Here is a 14,900-nt window from a genome sequence, read left to right on the forward strand (position 1 = left end):
CAAGAACAGTTACACTGATTTTATAGCTGTTTTTGTTTGGCATTAAAATACCAGGCCGCATATACTGTAATTCCTACGCCTACTACAGATAATATCATCACACTATTTGAAAAGAATTGAACCCAGTTCAATTGTACTTTGAAAATTTCTTTGCTTAATAATACAGTCACACTGCCCAGGTATCCGAATGAATCAGCGAGATAGATCAGGAAACCGACATTTCCTGTAAACCGAAATGCAGCGATCATTCTTTCAAAAAATACAGAGTTGAAAGGTATATATACCATGTAGAGACCCAGTCCCACCAATGTCATCCACCAGATCGGTGCTACAAGTCCTTTGGTAAACAAGTACGTACTCACGCCTGCAACCACAAATCCAATCGCAATGAACAAGTGAGCGATCATCAATGCTTTGAAACTATTTTTGATGATGACCATGCTGCCGATGAGTGCAAGAATAACCAGTGTAATCGGTGTTTCTGTTTTAGAAAAAATAGCAGGTTGATTTAGATACCCCATTTCCTTCCACATATCAGCACTGAAATTGTCTCTGATATCGCGAAAGATGGTTGCAAAACCATAAATAAAGATACAGGCAATGATACCGGGTAAGAAAGAGCGAACAAAAGCTTTGCGCTGTTCAGCACTCATGGGTGTTCGGTTCATACGTGCGGCTTCATCTTCAGCATCTGGTGCAGGTATGCGTTCCATGAGATAGATGAACAATAATAAAGGCAATGCAAACACCAATCCCGTGCAAAAAGGCACCCAAAATTCTGTGACGCCCAATTGAATCAACCATCCTCCCACCGATTTCACAAAACCTGACGAGAAGATAAAACTCACTGCAAGTGCAGCACCAATAAAATCAGTACTTCTTCTTCCTTCTACATAAGAGAAAACCACGCCCCATAACATACCCAAGGGAAAACCATTGATGAAAAGAAAGACAATATTATAGGGAGCGGGTATCAGCGCAAAACAAAGCCATGCCATCCATGCAATACCCACTAGAAGGAGAATGATCTTATTTCTTCCAAAACGTTTTAATTCGGAAATGAATTTGATACCATAAAACTTAGCCATCAGATACCCCATCATCTGACTAAGTACCAACACTGTTTTATAACTCAAAGAACCCACAGTCATTCCATCAAATGTGCAAACGGTGAATGATTTGCGAAATCCGAATATCATGGTATAGGTAAGAAAAGCTGCAACGGCAGCATAGATTCCTATTTGTATCGGCGAACCTTTGAAAACTGATTTTGTGTTCAAGCGTTGGTTGTTTGCAATAAATATAGGCAAACTCCAAACAAAACCTCAGTGCTCTTCTGTGTCTTCAGTGGCAATATCTTTTTTGTTGATTGGTTGCCACTGAAGACACAGAAGTACACAGGGAAATTGATTATTTAAAACTTGCAGCCTGCAGCTTGTCGCTTGCCGCTCTTGACTCAAAGCACGTAGCCTCCTCACCCAATTATCCATCTAATTTGGCAATCCACCATTAATTGCAGAAATTCCCGATCCCAAAAACCAATGGAATGAGAAAACTACTGTTTGCTGCAATGCTACTAGGCACTGCAATTCTTTCTTTTGCCCAACAGGCAGATCTTTCAAAACATTTTAAAAACATGAAACCACGCAATATCGGTCCGGCCGGTATGAGTGGACGTGTAACTGCGATCGATGCAGTATGGACCAATCCCAACATCATTTATCTCGGAACAGCGAGTGGTGGTGTATGGAAAACTGAAAATGGCGGTGCCAGCTGGGAATCGATCTTTGATGACCAACCCATATTGAATATTGGTGCTGTTGCCATCACACAAAGCAATCCTAGTGTGGTATGGGCCGGTACCGGTGAAGGTAATCCCCGTAACTCAATCAGTTTGGGTGGCGGTATTTACAAAAGTATCGATGGTGGTAAGACCTGGAAAATGATGGGACTCGAAAAAACCAGTAACATTCATCGCATCATCATCGATCCGAATAACCCGGATGTCGTGTATGTAGGTGTGATCGGTAATCCTTTTGCGCCGCATCCTGAACGTGGTGTATATAAAACAACCGATGGTGGAGTTACCTGGAATAAGATTCTCTATACCAATGATACTTCGGGTGTAGGTGATATGGTCATGGACCCTGCTAATCCGAATAAATTGTTTGTGAACATGTACCAGCATCAGCGCACACCCTGGAGCTTACAGGGTGGTGGTAAAGGCAGTGGTTTTTATGTGACTTACGATGGCGGTAAAAACTGGACCAAGCTGGGCAAAACCAATGGCTTACCGGATGGCGATTATGGCCGTATCGGTATTACCATTGCTCGCAATGATCCAAAGCGAGTATATGCGCTGGTAGAAGCAACCAAAAATGGTTTGTATAAAAGTGATGATGGTGGTAATAACTGGGAACTCGTGAATAGCGATGCAGCAGTAGTGACCAATCGTGCGTTTTATTTTCAGGACATAGCGGTGGATCCTACGAATGAAAATAGATTGTACAATATCAATCAGATCATCACCGTGAGTGAAGATGCAGGCAAAACTTTCAAGACGGTGATTCCTTATGCAGGTATTCACCCTGATCACCATGCCTTCTGGATCCATCCGAAAGATGGCAACTTCATCATTGATGGTAATGACGGCGGTATCGCAATTACACGCGATCGCGGAAAGAACTGGCAGTTTGATGAAAAATTACCACTCGGACAATTCTATCACATCAATGTCGATAATAATATCCCATACAATGTAATGGGAGGTTTACAGGATAATGGTAGCTGGCATGGTCCGGCATATGTATGGAGACAAAGCGGTATCCGTAATGCATTCTGGGAAGGAGTTGGTGGTGGTGATGGTTTTGATGTGATGCCTGATCCGGAAGATCCAAACTGGGTGTACAGCATGAGTCAGGGAGGAAGTGTAGGACGTTACAATATTGCAACCGGAGAAAGATGGAGCATTCGTCCACCAACCACTGCAAGTGGTGTTCGTCAGCGATTCAATTGGAATGCAGCAATCGCACAAGATCCTTTTGATAAGAAGACCATTTATTATGGAAGTCAGCTAGTGAACATGAGTACAGATAAAGGTGCTTCATGGACACAGATCTCGGGTGATCTGACTACCAATGACAGTGCAAAAATTGATCAAAGCAATAACGGTGGTTTATCAGTAGACATTACCGGTGCTGAAAACCATTGTACTATTTTGGCCATTGAGCCTTCAGCAAAAGAAAGAGGTGTGATTTGGGTAGGAACCGATGATGGTAATGTACAACTCACAAGAGATGGTGGTAAAACCTGGACCAACTTCCGCGGTAAGATCCCCGGAATGCCAACAGGAGCTTGGGTTCCACAGATCCGCGCATCCAGACACAATGCCGGAGAAGCTTATGTAGTGGTGAATGATTATCGTCGTGGTAATAACAAACCTTATTTATTCCGTACAACTGATTATGGTAAAACCTGGACCAATCTGGTGGATGAGAAAAAAGTAACCGGTTATACATTGTGTGTGGTACAAGATCCAACAGAACCAAATTTGATCTTTGTTGGAACAGAGCAGGGATTATTCATCAGCTTGGATTATGGAACCACTTTCCAGCAATTCAAAAATGGATATCCTTCAGTATCTACTTATGATATGGTGATCCAAGAGAGAGAAGCGGATCTGGTGATCGCAACTTTTGGTCGTGCATTGTGGATCCTGGATGATATTCGTCCGCTTCGCAAATTAGCGGCTAATAAAGGACAACTCTTCACCAATAAACTCACAGCTTTTGCATTACCTGATGGTTATCAGGCTAAGCGTAAAAATGCATCGGGTATTGAGTATAGTGTTTGGGGAACTTATGAAGGAGAGAACAGAAGATCAGGCGCACCCATTAGTTTCTTCGTCAATAAAACAGCAGCGGATACCGGAAAAAATAAACTCAGTGATACAGTGACCATGCGTATCTATGATGCCAACAATGTGTTGGTTCGCACACTGACTGCCAAAGCAGATACAGGCCTTAACCGTTACTACTGGGGTATGGAAGGAAGAGGTGTACGCATTGGCGGCGGCGGTGGTCGCGGCGGTGGCGCCGGACGCTTTGGTGGTGCAGGCGGTGGAGCTACTGCAGAGCCTCCGGGATTACCAGTAGATCCGGGCACTTACAAAGTGGTGATGAATTTGGGAAGAAATATCAGTGATAGTACCACGATCGTTGTGAATGATGATCCATATGCACCAACACCAAAGGCAGTGCGTGATGCATTACGTAAAGCAGTGGATCGTTTGAATCAAAGCTCGATCAGATTGGGTAATCTGAATGAACGTTTCAGCGATGCAGAAGGTATCATGAATAAAGTAGAAACAGCATTGCGTGATATGGATGCAAAACAAGCAGACACGATCCGCAAAACCATGAAACCTGTTCGTGAAGAAATACAAGCTATTCGTGAAATGCTGAATGGTAAACCACAAACCAAACAAGGTTATGGTAATATACCACAGGTAACCATCAATGGCTATCTCAACGAAGCGCGCTCAAATGTAACCGGCAAAACAACCATACCGGGAGAACAAGAGGAAAGGCTGATGAAAACAGCAGAAGATAAAATCTCAGAAGTCATCAGCCGTGCCAACACATTATTCGATACCAAGTGGAAAGCATTCAGAGCGGTGGCGGATAAGATTGAGTTGAAATTATTTAAGGATTATAAGGCGATAGAGTAAATTTTCTATCAAACCATAAAAGAAAAGAGACAACTAACAGTTGTCTCTTTTCTTTTATGGTATAGCCTAATCATAAAGCCGCAGATTCGCAGATTTTTTTGATCAATAACTTTGGAAGGTTTTAAATCTTTCCCCAAGATTCTTCTTAGTAGAAGGTGATAAAAATTATTCACTAACTTTTGCTGCGGATGAAAAATAAAAGAAATATACAACTTCCTTTGACGGAAATAGAGAAAGCTAGTTTGAGAAAAAACAAAATCAAAATTGCTGATATTCTCGATTTCGCACCTGACGAATTAGAAGTCTTATTAAACGCTACAAATGAACGCGCAAAAGAAATTTATGCGTTGGCAGAGTTTCAAACCGTTCCGTCAGTCGGAATAAAGTTTGCTGAAGACCTTGTGTTTTTGGGTTATTATTCACTCAAGGAACTCAAACAAAAAGACGGCGCCAAACTCACAGACGAATACGAACAAAAAAAAGGCTATTGGATTGATCCTTGCGTTGAAGACCAATTCAGATTAGTCGTGAACTTTGCAAATACAAATGACACAAAAAAAACCTGGTGGGACTTTACCGAAGAACGAAAAAAGTTTCGCGATGAAAATGGCTATCCCAAAAACAGACCTGAAAAAGCGTGGTTTGATCGATAACTTTCACAAAGCTTCTTAGCAATAGCTAAAGCCGCAGATTCGCTGATTAGTTTGCTTAATAATCAGCGAATCTGCGGCTTTAGCCTTGTCTTGTCACCTAACCGTCAATTTTCCTTCGATATTTTATATTCATCATTCTACATTCAACATTTCCCCCTCTTCTCCGATTGAAAATCTTAATTTTGCGGCCGGAACAAAACCAAATGTATGAGTACGCCAAAACTGAGTCATTTAGCAGAAACTTTATCGGGCAGTGAGATCGTGAAATTGGGTAATGCCATCAGTGAGCGTATTCGTAATGGTGAGAAGATCTACAACCTTACCATCGGTGATTTTGATCCCTCTGTATTTCCTATTCCTGCAGAGTTAGAAGAACTCATCATCGATTCTTATCGCAACAGAAATACCAGTTATCCTGCAGCAGAAGGTGTGTTGGATCTGCGCAAGTCGGTAGCAACATTCATCAAAGAATGGGAAGGATTGAGTTTTGAACCCAATGAAATTCAAATAGCAGCCGGTGGTCGCCCATTGATCTATACTTTGTTCAAAGCGATTGTTGACAAAGGTGATAAAGTGATCTATGGTGTTCCTTCCTGGAATAACAATCACTATACACATTTAACCGATGCAGTGCATTGTGTGGTAGAGTGTACGGCAGAGAATGATTTCATGCCTACGGTAGAAGACATCAAAAAGAATATCAGCGGTGCTACGCTTATTTGTATTTGCACACCACAGAATCCAACAGGTACTACACTTAAAAAAGAAAGTCTGGAAGCCATCTGTGATCTGATACTGGAAGAGAATGCAAAAAGAGGTGAGGGTGAAAAGAAGTGTTACCTGATGTTTGATCAGATGTATTGGACCTTGACTTATGGCACTACTGTTCATTACAACCCGCTGCACCTTAGACCTGCTATGAAAGACTATACCATTTTCATAGATGGTATCTCTAAAGTATTTGCGGCAACAGGTGTACGTGTGGGATGGGCATTGGGTCCTAGCACTGTGATCGCTAAAATGAAAGCCATCTTAAGCCATGTTGGAGCATGGGCTCCGATGGCAGAGCAGAAAGCTGTTGCACAATATTTATTACAGAAAGAAAATATTCAACGCTACCTCACTCAATTCAAGTCAGAAGTAGAGTTTCGTTTAAGAAATATTCATGATGGTTTTATTGCGCTCAAGCAGAAAGGCTATCCTGTTGATGCCATTGCACCACAAGCGGCCATCTATCTTACTATTAAAATTGATCTTGTAGGTAAAACCACGGCAGACGGTAAAAAACTGGAAACACAATCTGATGTAACATCTTATATTCTTGCAGAAGCAAAACTGGCGGTAGTACCCTTCTCCGCTTTCGGCGCCGGATCCAACAGTTCATGGTATCGCTTAAGTGTTGGTACTTGTAAGAAAGAAGAGATTGGAGAGATGTTGGAGAAATTAGAGAGCGCTTTAGGAAAGCTCTTATAAGCCTTAAGCTTCAGGCTACAAGCTGCAAGTTTTTTTAATTAAGCTCCTACTAATTTTGATATTGAATCAAAGGCCTGAATGGTATGATAAATCAAGCCTGATGCCTGAAACTTGTGGGTTACAGCTCAATTCAGATTATTCACAAACACAAAGGCCTTCAACCTTCTTTCATGCAGAATACTTTGCATCAGATGGGGTTTGCGGATGATCTTGCGGCGGTTGATGTCTAGAATTTCGTGAGAGGCGCAGAAATTATTCCAGTTTTCTGCATAGTATAAAAGGGTATTTAACAGGCTTACCTGACGATCTAGTTCAGACTGTGTCATGTAATCATTTTTACACAACAGCCAGAGATCACGGTTCATGTCTTTCATACCTCAACGGTTTAACGAACATTGTTGGGACAATTACAGCCCCCTCTGCCATTCCTTCCTTTTTGGAATATACCACAGGAACTGGCCATCGTGATAAGTAACAGCAGAACGATTATTTGGTTTATTTTGAGTTTCATATGATGATCTAAAGTACACTTTTCAATCATTTCATGAATCAAACCATTCCAGCTGTCTACCGATTTTAACATACAAAACGTACTGATCGCTCCACTAGACTGGGGCCTGGGTCATGCAACACGTTGTATTCCATTGATTCGTGCATTGAATCGTGCGGGATACCGTGTATACATTGCTTCCCACGGACCTCAGCAAACCCTTTTACAAAAAGAATTTCCGGAGAATACATTCCTTTCACTTCCCGGTTATCAGGTACGTTACAGTCGATCCAAAGGTTGGCTGCCCTTCAAAATAATGCAACAATTGCCTGCCATACTACGTATTGTTCAATGGGAACACCGCTGGTTAGATAAGGCGATTGAACAATATGGCATCGATCTGGTGATTTCCGACAACCGGTATGGTTTATGGACGAAAAAATGTCCGACAGTTTTTATTACCCATCAATTACAGATCAAAGCGCCATTTGCATGGCTTGAGCGCCTCATCCAAAAAATACATTATCGTTTTATTGAACGCTTTAGCGCTTGTTGGGTTCCTGATCAGGAATCAGGAGATGGATTAGCAGGTACACTGTCACATCCGATCAAAAAACCGGCCATACCTGTGACTTATATTGGATTGCTTTCACGTTTTCAAAAAGGCAATCATTCCAATGAAAAGCAGATCACAGTGCTTTTATCAGGTCCCGAGCCTCAAAGAACCATCTTAGAAGAGCAAATCATCGCACAGATATCATCTGTTCAGCAATCGGTATTGTTGGTGAGAGGGCTACCAGCAGCTACAAACAGTATCAAGGTTCCGTCAACGATCAAGGCAGTGAATCATCTAACAGCAGAAGACATGCAAACAGTATTGCAGAATAGTGCTTTAGTGATAGCACGCAGCGGTTACAGTAGTTTGATGGACTTTTCACGATTGCATTGTACTACTATATTAATTCCTACACCCGGACAAACAGAACAAGTTTACTTAGCAAAACGTTGTGCGGAGAAGGGTTATGCGGTTTATGCGGATCAATCAGATCTTGATTTGATCAATGCAATAACAAAAACAGTTGATCAAAATATTGTCTTTCCTTCTTTCCATTTTTTTGAAGAAGCAGACCTGCAAAGATTGATCGCGGCATTACCGATAAAAGCTTCTTCTTAAATCGGCTTGAGGTCTCTTATTTTTGCAAAGGAATGAACAGAACCACCAAAGCACATCTCGCAGTATTGGCAGCCAATTTCATATTCGGGGCCGGTTATGCTGTGGTGAAGACCATTACACCTGAATTTATTGCACCATTTGCATTGAATGTGGTGCGCGTATTATCCAGCCTATTATTGTTCTGGTTGCTGTTTTTAATGAAGCCCGGTAAGGCCGGATTTGAAAGAAAGCATCTTTCCAGATTTTTATTATGCGCATTAACGGGTGTGGCCATTAATCAATTATTTTTTATCAAGGGCTTGTCTTTAACAACAGCGATACACAGTTCATTGCTTTCACTAGGCACACCTATTTTCATTACCATCATTGCAGCCTGGTTACTCAAAGAGAAACTGACGATCAACAAAGTTGCAGGACTTGCATTGGGTATTGGAGGAGCAACCATGCTGATACTGATGAAAGATAATAGTGCTACCGGAAAAGATATGTTGTTGGGTGATGTGATGATCATTATCAATGCTGTTTCATACGCATCTTATCTGGTATTGGTACGCCCGTTGATGGAACATTATAAACCCGTGCATGTGCTACGCTGGATTTTCACTTTTGGCACATTCATGATCCTTCCTTTCGGACTTGAACAGTTCATAGATACCAACTGGGCAGCTTTTGGTACTTCACAATGGATCGCATTGACTTTTGTGGCTTTGTTTGTTACCTTCTTTGCGTATCTCTTCAATGTGTACGGACTCTCTGTGATTGGTTCTTCAGCAACAGGATCCTATATCTATACACAACCCGTTTTTGCAGCCATTATTGCCATGGTATTCATGGGAGAGCATTTCACCATTACAAAAGCATTGGCAGCGATCTGTATTTTTAGCGGTGTTTATCTCGTTAATCTTCGGAAAAGAAATGTTTGAATTTTTGATCTTTGATTTCTTGACTTGAGGAATAAGTCAAAATTCAAAAAATCACAGATCTAGTTTCGGGTAATCAAAGAACCAAAATTCTTTCTCAGCACGCTTGAAATGTTTCCATTCATTCGTAACAGCTTTGATGGCGAAGATGCCACAGGTGGGCATGTTATCGATACGTGTATTGGTAAGACCATTGATAAAATCAGTGATACCCGGGTTATGAGAAAAGAGGGCAACGCTGTTATAGTTGTCGGGCAATTTGGTGATGACTTGATAAAATGTTTCTTCCGGTGCGTGGTATAGTTCAGGGAACAAAAGAATGTCTTTCTTGTTTTTACCATACGCCTCTGCGAAATAGATAGCTGTAGTCAGTGCGCGGTTGGCAGTACTTGATGCAAAACATTGAACGGATACACCCCGTTTCAATATTTTTTCAGCCATGATGGGTGCATCACGATGTCCTCTATCATTCAGGGGGCGCTCGAAATCGCCCTGAAAGGCATTGGCCCAGCTGCTTTTGGCATGTCTGATCACAAGAAGTTCTTTCATGCTGAAAAGTTACAATAAAGTCCACTTACATTTGTATCCATGCCTATAACCCGACTACTCATAGAAGATTTTATCACGCTGGCAAAGCAACATCCTGTCTTCGATGTAAGAAGTGAAGGTGAATTTCAGCATGCCTGTTTCCCCGGTGCACACAGCCTTCCTTTATTCAATAATGAAGAACGAAAAGTAGTAGGTACTGCCTATAAACAAGAAAGCAAACAAAAAGCCATAAAACTGGGTCTCGAATATTTTGGTCCAAAGATGGTGAAGATGGTAGAGGAAGTGGAGAGTGTGTTGGATAGTAAACAGATGACAGTTAACGGGAAAATGAATGGCAAGAAGGAGAATAAGCCAGTAGAGATAACCGATAAAACGGTGCTGGTATATTGCTGGCGTGGAGGTATGCGAAGTGCGGGTGTGGCCTGGTTGTTGGACCTGTATGGTTTTAAAGTGTATACATTGGTTGGTGGCTATAAGTCTTATCGCACTTGGGTCTTGAAGCAGTTTGAAAAGGAATATCCATTCAAAATCATCGGTGGATATACAGGAAGCGGTAAAACAGAAGTATTACATGCTTTAAGAGAACAAGGAGAAGCAATTATTGATTTTGAAGGATTAGCTTGTCACAAAGGATCGGCATTTGGTAATCTCGGACAACCCAAACAACCCAAGCAGGAAATGTTTGAGAATTTATTGGCCAATGCTTTATCCGTTGTATCAGAAAAGAACAGCACGATCTGGCTGGAAGATGAAAGTCAGCGTATCGGTGAAGTGAATATTCCGATCACGCTTTTCAAATTCATGCGAACATGTAGGGTTTATTTTTTGGATATACCTTTTGAAGAACGATTGAAATATATCGTAACTGCTTATGGTAAGTTTAAAAAAGAAGACCTGATCAACGCAACCGTCAGAATACAAAAACGATTAGGCGGACTAGAAGCAAAAACGGCTGTGAATTATTTAATTGAAAATGATCTTCATGGCGCTTTTGGAGTATTGCTTCATTACTATGATCGCTTTTATACCAAAAGCATGAACAATATGCGTGAAAATCCGGAAATGGTATTTAAAAAGATCAGTTTGGAAACGGTAGACATGATCGCGAATGCAAAAAAAGTTTTGGCGGTCTATCAACAAGACATGCCTGTTAGTTCAACCAGTCTTTGATCGTTAGAAAGCTCATATAAGCCATTGCGGCTACAACCATCCAACCACTAATACTTAACCAGACGGGATGTTGATACCCATCTATTTTTTTTCGCTGCATAATGATGAGCATCACAGCAAGGGCTATCGGAAGTATAACACCATTAAGAGCCCCGACTGTTACCAATATATTCACCGGATTACCCATGCTGATATAGATCAATGTAGATGACACGATGAATACACTGATGAGTATTCGATAATTGTTTTCTATCCAGGGATGAAAAGTTCTTAAAAACGAAACAGAAGTATATGCCGCCCCTACGACAGATGTAATGGCAGCACACCACATCACCACACCAAAAAATCGATACCCGATCTCTCCGGCTGCAATCCTGAAAACAGAAGCCGGTGGATTTGTACTGTCGAGTAGTTGTCCTTTGGTCACCACTCCCAACACGGCCAGAAATAATACAATACGCATTACCGCAGTCACACAGATACCAGTGACAGCGCTTTTGCTGACTTGAGGTAAGGAAGTAACACCCGTTAATCCCGCATCAAGTAATCGATGTCCACCCGCGAAACAAATGTACCCACCCACAGTACCGCCCACCAGTGTAACAATGGCTTTAGCATCTATTTTTTCCGGAATAAAACTATGATGTATGGCATCTAATACCGGTGGCGAAGAACTGATGGCCACATATAATGTGAGTAGTATCATGAGTATACCCAATAGTTTGGTAAAAGCATCCATGATACTGCTAAACTCTTTCATCCAAAAAATGAATAAGGCAATACCACAACTAATGAGCGCACCGCTGGTATTAGAGATACCTGTGAGTACGTTCAATCCTAAACCACAGCCGCCGATATTACCAATGTTGAATGCCAAACCACCCAATACGATCAGTAAGGATAAAAGATAACCAAGACCCGGTATCACTTCATTCGCAATATCCTGTGCTCTTTTACCGGTAACAGCCAGTATGCGCCAGATATTGAGTTGGGCAATGATATCCAGCAGAACAGAGATCAAGATCACAAAACCAAAACTAGCTAGTAGTGTCTGCGTGAATACCGTGGTTTGTGTTAAAAACCCCGGGCCAATAGCAGATGTTGCCATTAAAAATGCAGCACCGGTAATAGCACTATTCTTCGCAATTTGTTTCAACGATTGAAAGATTGAATGGTTATGTGATTGTTCTGTAATAACTGATGAACTTGCTGCGCAAAAACGATCGCATGTTCTCCATCACCATGAATGCAAATAGTATCAGCTTGTAAAGGAATGGTTTTTCCTTGCAAACTTGTTACCTTTTGTTCACGGATCATTTGTAAAACCTGTTGTTCCATGGCAGCGGGATCTGTGATCAGGGCACCGGATTGCTGTCGAGGTGTAAGTGTACCTTCATTTGTATAAGTTCTATCAGCAAAGACCTCATTGGCTGTTCTTAATCCAATGAGTTGTGCAGCCTCAATACTTTTACTGCCACTGAGTCCGAATAGAATGAGGTGCTCATCAATATCTTTGATGGCGTTTGCAATGGCGCTTGCTAAAGAGAGGTCTCTTGCAGCCATATTATACAATGCACCATGCGGTTTTACATGTTGTAATTTTCCGCCCAATGCAAATACCAGGTCAAGCATGATGTATACTTGTTCCGAAACAATCGATACAATATCTTCTTCCGGAAACATCATTTCTGTTCTACCGAAATTTTTCTTATCCGGGAATCCGGGATGTGCGCCAATGGACACACCATGTTCAACGGCTAATGCGATCGTGCGTCTCATGGTATCCTCATCACCGGCATGAAAACCACAAGCAATATTAGCACTGCTGATATAAGGCATCAGTGCAGCATCATTGGGCATACCCTCACCTAAGTCGCAGTTGATATCGATGACCATTTTGTTATTTCTGATGTCGGATTGCTGATTTATTGATGTCAGATGGCAGATCTCAGATGTAATATCTTTTCAGGAATACAATACAAAATACCATATCTAATATCAGAAATCAGATATCCGACATCTGAGATCTGCTATCTGCGATCCTCAATTTACACCCTGTTTCCAATTGTTTCAAATGTAATTCTTGTGCTTGTAATGCTTGATGTGCTTCTGAGAGAGAAACCTGCTGTAATTGAAAACATGCTCCGGCGTTCAGTTGTGCCAGTTTTGAAAAATCTGCCGTAATGATATGTCCAATCCTCGGATAACCACCGGTGGTTTGATGGTCAGCCATAAGAATAATGAGTTGTCCGTTGGGAAGCAATTGAATGGTACCTCTGGTGACCGCAGCAGAAAGGATCTCGCTTGTTGTATCCGGAATAAGTGAAGGTCCTTGTAAACGATAACCCATTCTGTTACTGCTTTTATCAATGGTAAAAGAATGATCGTGTAGTACTGCTTGCATTGTATCATTCAACCTGTTGATCTCATGTCCGGCAGTATACCGAATCACAAGATCTTTTTCAACAACGGGAGAGATGGCACTCCAGCTGTGTATTTTATTTTCAGAGACCTGAATTATTTTTTTGATCGGAAGGAGCATTTCATTTTGTAATAGTGTACCCACCGATGAAAGCCCCATATGAGTTGCAGCACTATTCAGCCATTGTTCAGTTTGAAAACCTCCATGAACAGCTATATATGCTCTGGCTCCTGTGATTTGTTTTTGAAAAGACAATTGTGAGCCTGCTTTAACAGCTACACATCGGTTAATTGGGATCGATAGATCATTGTTCAATTTTGCACTAAAATCTGCACCACTAATTGCGATGATTGCATCTGTTTCAAATGATAATACGGGTCCCGGAAAATGTATTTCTAAAACCGGTGTATGAGCAGTATTGCCTGTTAATGCATTAGCGATGCGCATCGCTACCGTATCCATAACACCGCAAGGATTGATACCCAGATGTTGATAGCCATACCTTCCCTGATCTTGAATGGTATCCAGTAATCCTTTTTTGATGACACGGATGCTCATTGGTCAGACCAGTTTTGAAATTCAGTCAATGAAATCGGATAGAATTGAACTTCATCACCGGGTTCCAGCAAACAGGGTTTGACAGCTTCAGTATTAAAAAGTGAAAGGGGTGTTCTCCCAATCAACTGCCAGCCACCGGGTGATTCAAGGGGATAGATACCTGTTTGATCACCGGCAATACCTACACTACCGGCGGGTACTTTTTGTCGGGGTGATGTTAAGCGAGGCGCATTTATTTTTTCATCTACTTTACCCATATATGCAAAGCCGGGCAAAAATCCATTCATGAACACACGATAGGTAACTGCCGTGTGTAGTTGAATCAGTGTATCGGTTGATATTTCTTTGATGCTTGCAAGTGATGTAAGATCGGGTCCACATTTTTCGTCATAACAAACAGGGATACGAATGATATTGCTTGAGCTTCTCTTATGCGTAACTGCATTAGGAATTAATAATTCATTTACAAACTGTTGAATGGTAACAACGGGATCTATCTTTCTGTCAAGAAAATACAAGGCATCATATACAAAACTGAGTGTAGTATATGCAGGGATACAATCTTTGATACCGGGAGGTTTTAATTTTTGATATTGATGGAATAATTGCAGAACGTATTCATTCACGGCGATATCTATACGATCGCCAAAGCAGAAGGTCAGTCCATGATCACCGATTGTATAACACTGATATGAATGAATGGCAGACATAGTTTAAATATACACGGAAATACCCCTGTGTTATCTCTTTTGCTCCTCTTCT

13 protein-coding genes are annotated in these 14,900 nt (G+C 41.4%); 6 read left to right on the forward strand and 7 right to left on the reverse strand.

The window, feature by feature from the left end:
- Positions 1-20: 20 nt before the first annotated feature.
- Positions 21-1,280 carry a DUF5690 family protein gene (locus ABXG83_RS10145; RefSeq protein WP_353548746.1) on the reverse strand — a complete coding sequence of 420 codons (1,260 nt, stop codon included), beginning with the start codon at positions 1,278-1,280 and terminating at the stop codon, positions 21-23.
- Positions 1,281-1,546: 266 nt separating this feature from the next.
- Here ABXG83_RS10145 and ABXG83_RS10150 point away from each other — a divergent pair, with 266 nt between their 5' ends.
- The 3 genes from ABXG83_RS10150 to ABXG83_RS10160 all read left to right on the forward strand — a co-directional run bounded on the left by ABXG83_RS10150 (position 1,547) and on the right by ABXG83_RS10160 (position 6,855).
- Complete coding sequence (locus ABXG83_RS10150) at positions 1,547-4,729, forward strand: hypothetical protein (RefSeq protein ID WP_353548747.1); 3,183 nt, start codon at positions 1,547-1,549, stop codon at positions 4,727-4,729.
- A 188-nt stretch (positions 4,730-4,917) separates the two neighbouring features.
- Positions 4,918-5,382: a helix-hairpin-helix domain-containing protein gene (locus ABXG83_RS10155; RefSeq protein WP_353548748.1), complete on the forward strand. Its 465-nt coding sequence runs from the start codon at positions 4,918-4,920 to the stop codon at positions 5,380-5,382.
- 207 nt (positions 5,383-5,589) lie between these two features.
- A complete protein-coding gene (locus ABXG83_RS10160) occupies positions 5,590-6,855 on the forward strand; it encodes a pyridoxal phosphate-dependent aminotransferase (protein WP_353548749.1) in 1,266 nt (421 codons plus the stop codon).
- A gap of 125 nt (positions 6,856-6,980) precedes the next feature.
- Here ABXG83_RS10160 and ABXG83_RS10165 read toward each other — a convergent pair whose 3' ends face one another.
- Positions 6,981-7,229 carry a hypothetical protein gene (locus ABXG83_RS10165; protein WP_353548750.1) on the reverse strand — a complete coding sequence of 83 codons (249 nt, stop codon included), beginning with the start codon at positions 7,227-7,229 and terminating at the stop codon, positions 6,981-6,983.
- Positions 7,230-7,499: 270 nt separating this feature from the next.
- Between ABXG83_RS10165 and ABXG83_RS10170 the strand changes: the two genes are divergently transcribed.
- Positions 7,500-8,519: a glycosyltransferase gene (locus ABXG83_RS10170; protein ID WP_353548751.1), complete on the forward strand. Its 1,020-nt coding sequence runs from the start codon at positions 7,500-7,502 to the stop codon at positions 8,517-8,519.
- Between the two features lie 32 nt (positions 8,520-8,551).
- Positions 8,552-9,442 carry a DMT family transporter gene (locus ABXG83_RS10175; protein ID WP_353548752.1) on the forward strand — a complete coding sequence of 297 codons (891 nt, stop codon included), beginning with the start codon at positions 8,552-8,554 and terminating at the stop codon, positions 9,440-9,442.
- A 51-nt stretch (positions 9,443-9,493) separates the two neighbouring features.
- Here the strand turns inward: ABXG83_RS10175 and ABXG83_RS10180 are convergent, their stop codons facing one another.
- Positions 9,494-9,988: a histidine phosphatase family protein gene (locus ABXG83_RS10180; protein ID WP_353548753.1), complete on the reverse strand. Its 495-nt coding sequence runs from the start codon at positions 9,986-9,988 to the stop codon at positions 9,494-9,496.
- A 39-nt stretch (positions 9,989-10,027) separates the two neighbouring features.
- Between ABXG83_RS10180 and mnmH the strand changes: the two genes are divergently transcribed.
- Entirely contained in the window at positions 10,028-11,158 is a 1,131-nt protein-coding gene (gene mnmH / locus ABXG83_RS10185) for a tRNA 2-selenouridine(34) synthase MnmH (RefSeq protein ID WP_353548754.1), read from the forward strand.
- Here mnmH and ABXG83_RS10190 read toward each other — a convergent pair.
- From ABXG83_RS10190 to pxpB, 4 genes are all read right to left on the reverse strand, one after another.
- Positions 11,139-12,314, reverse strand: coding sequence for an NRAMP family divalent metal transporter (locus ABXG83_RS10190; RefSeq protein ID WP_353548755.1), 1,176 nt, complete (start codon positions 12,312-12,314; stop codon positions 11,139-11,141). The two genes, mnmH and ABXG83_RS10190, sit on opposite strands and share 20 nt — an antisense overlap.
- A complete protein-coding gene (locus ABXG83_RS10195) occupies positions 12,311-13,054 on the reverse strand; it encodes a 5-oxoprolinase subunit PxpA (protein ID WP_353548756.1) in 744 nt (247 codons plus the stop codon). The genes ABXG83_RS10190 and ABXG83_RS10195 overlap by 4 nt, the downstream gene beginning before the upstream one ends.
- A 109-nt stretch (positions 13,055-13,163) precedes the next feature.
- Positions 13,164-14,138, reverse strand: a complete 975-nt coding sequence (locus ABXG83_RS10200) for a biotin-dependent carboxyltransferase family protein (RefSeq protein ID WP_353548757.1) — start codon at positions 14,136-14,138, stop codon at positions 13,164-13,166.
- Positions 14,135-14,848 (reverse strand): 5-oxoprolinase subunit PxpB, encoded by a 714-nt coding sequence (gene pxpB, locus ABXG83_RS10205; protein WP_353548758.1) that lies wholly within the window; start codon positions 14,846-14,848, stop codon positions 14,135-14,137. The genes ABXG83_RS10200 and pxpB overlap by 4 nt, the downstream gene beginning before the upstream one ends.
- Between the last annotated feature and the right edge of the window lie 52 nt (positions 14,849-14,900).

It is taken from the genome of Sediminibacterium sp. KACHI17 (genome assembly GCF_040362915.1).
In the GTDB taxonomy this organism is placed as follows: Bacteria; Bacteroidota; Bacteroidia; order Chitinophagales; family Chitinophagaceae; genus Sediminibacterium.

Excerpts from the sequence above, each read along its gene's own strand:
- ABXG83_RS10150 (WP_353548747.1), top strand. The coding sequence starts at position 1,547 with ATGAGAAAACTACTGTTTGCTGCAATGCTACTAGGCACTGCAATTCTT.
- ABXG83_RS10155 (WP_353548748.1), top strand. The coding sequence starts at position 4,918 with ATGAAAAATAAAAGAAATATACAACTTCCTTTGACGGAAATAGAGAAA.
- ABXG83_RS10160 (WP_353548749.1), top strand. The coding sequence starts at position 5,590 with ATGAGTACGCCAAAACTGAGTCATTTAGCAGAAACTTTATCGGGCAGT.
- ABXG83_RS10165 (WP_353548750.1), bottom strand. The coding sequence starts at position 7,229 with ATGAAAGACATGAACCGTGATCTCTGGCTGTTGTGTAAAAATGATTAC.
- ABXG83_RS10175 (WP_353548752.1), top strand. The coding sequence starts at position 8,552 with ATGAACAGAACCACCAAAGCACATCTCGCAGTATTGGCAGCCAATTTC.
- ABXG83_RS10180 (WP_353548753.1), bottom strand. The coding sequence starts at position 9,988 with ATGAAAGAACTTCTTGTGATCAGACATGCCAAAAGCAGCTGGGCCAAT.
- mnmH (WP_353548754.1), top strand. The coding sequence starts at position 10,028 with ATGCCTATAACCCGACTACTCATAGAAGATTTTATCACGCTGGCAAAG.
- ABXG83_RS10195 (WP_353548756.1), bottom strand. The coding sequence starts at position 13,054 with ATGGTCATCGATATCAACTGCGACTTAGGTGAGGGTATGCCCAATGAT.
- ABXG83_RS10200 (WP_353548757.1), bottom strand. The coding sequence starts at position 14,138 with ATGAGCATCCGTGTCATCAAAAAAGGATTACTGGATACCATTCAAGAT.
- pxpB (WP_353548758.1), bottom strand. The coding sequence starts at position 14,848 with ATGTCTGCCATTCATTCATATCAGTGTTATACAATCGGTGATCATGGA.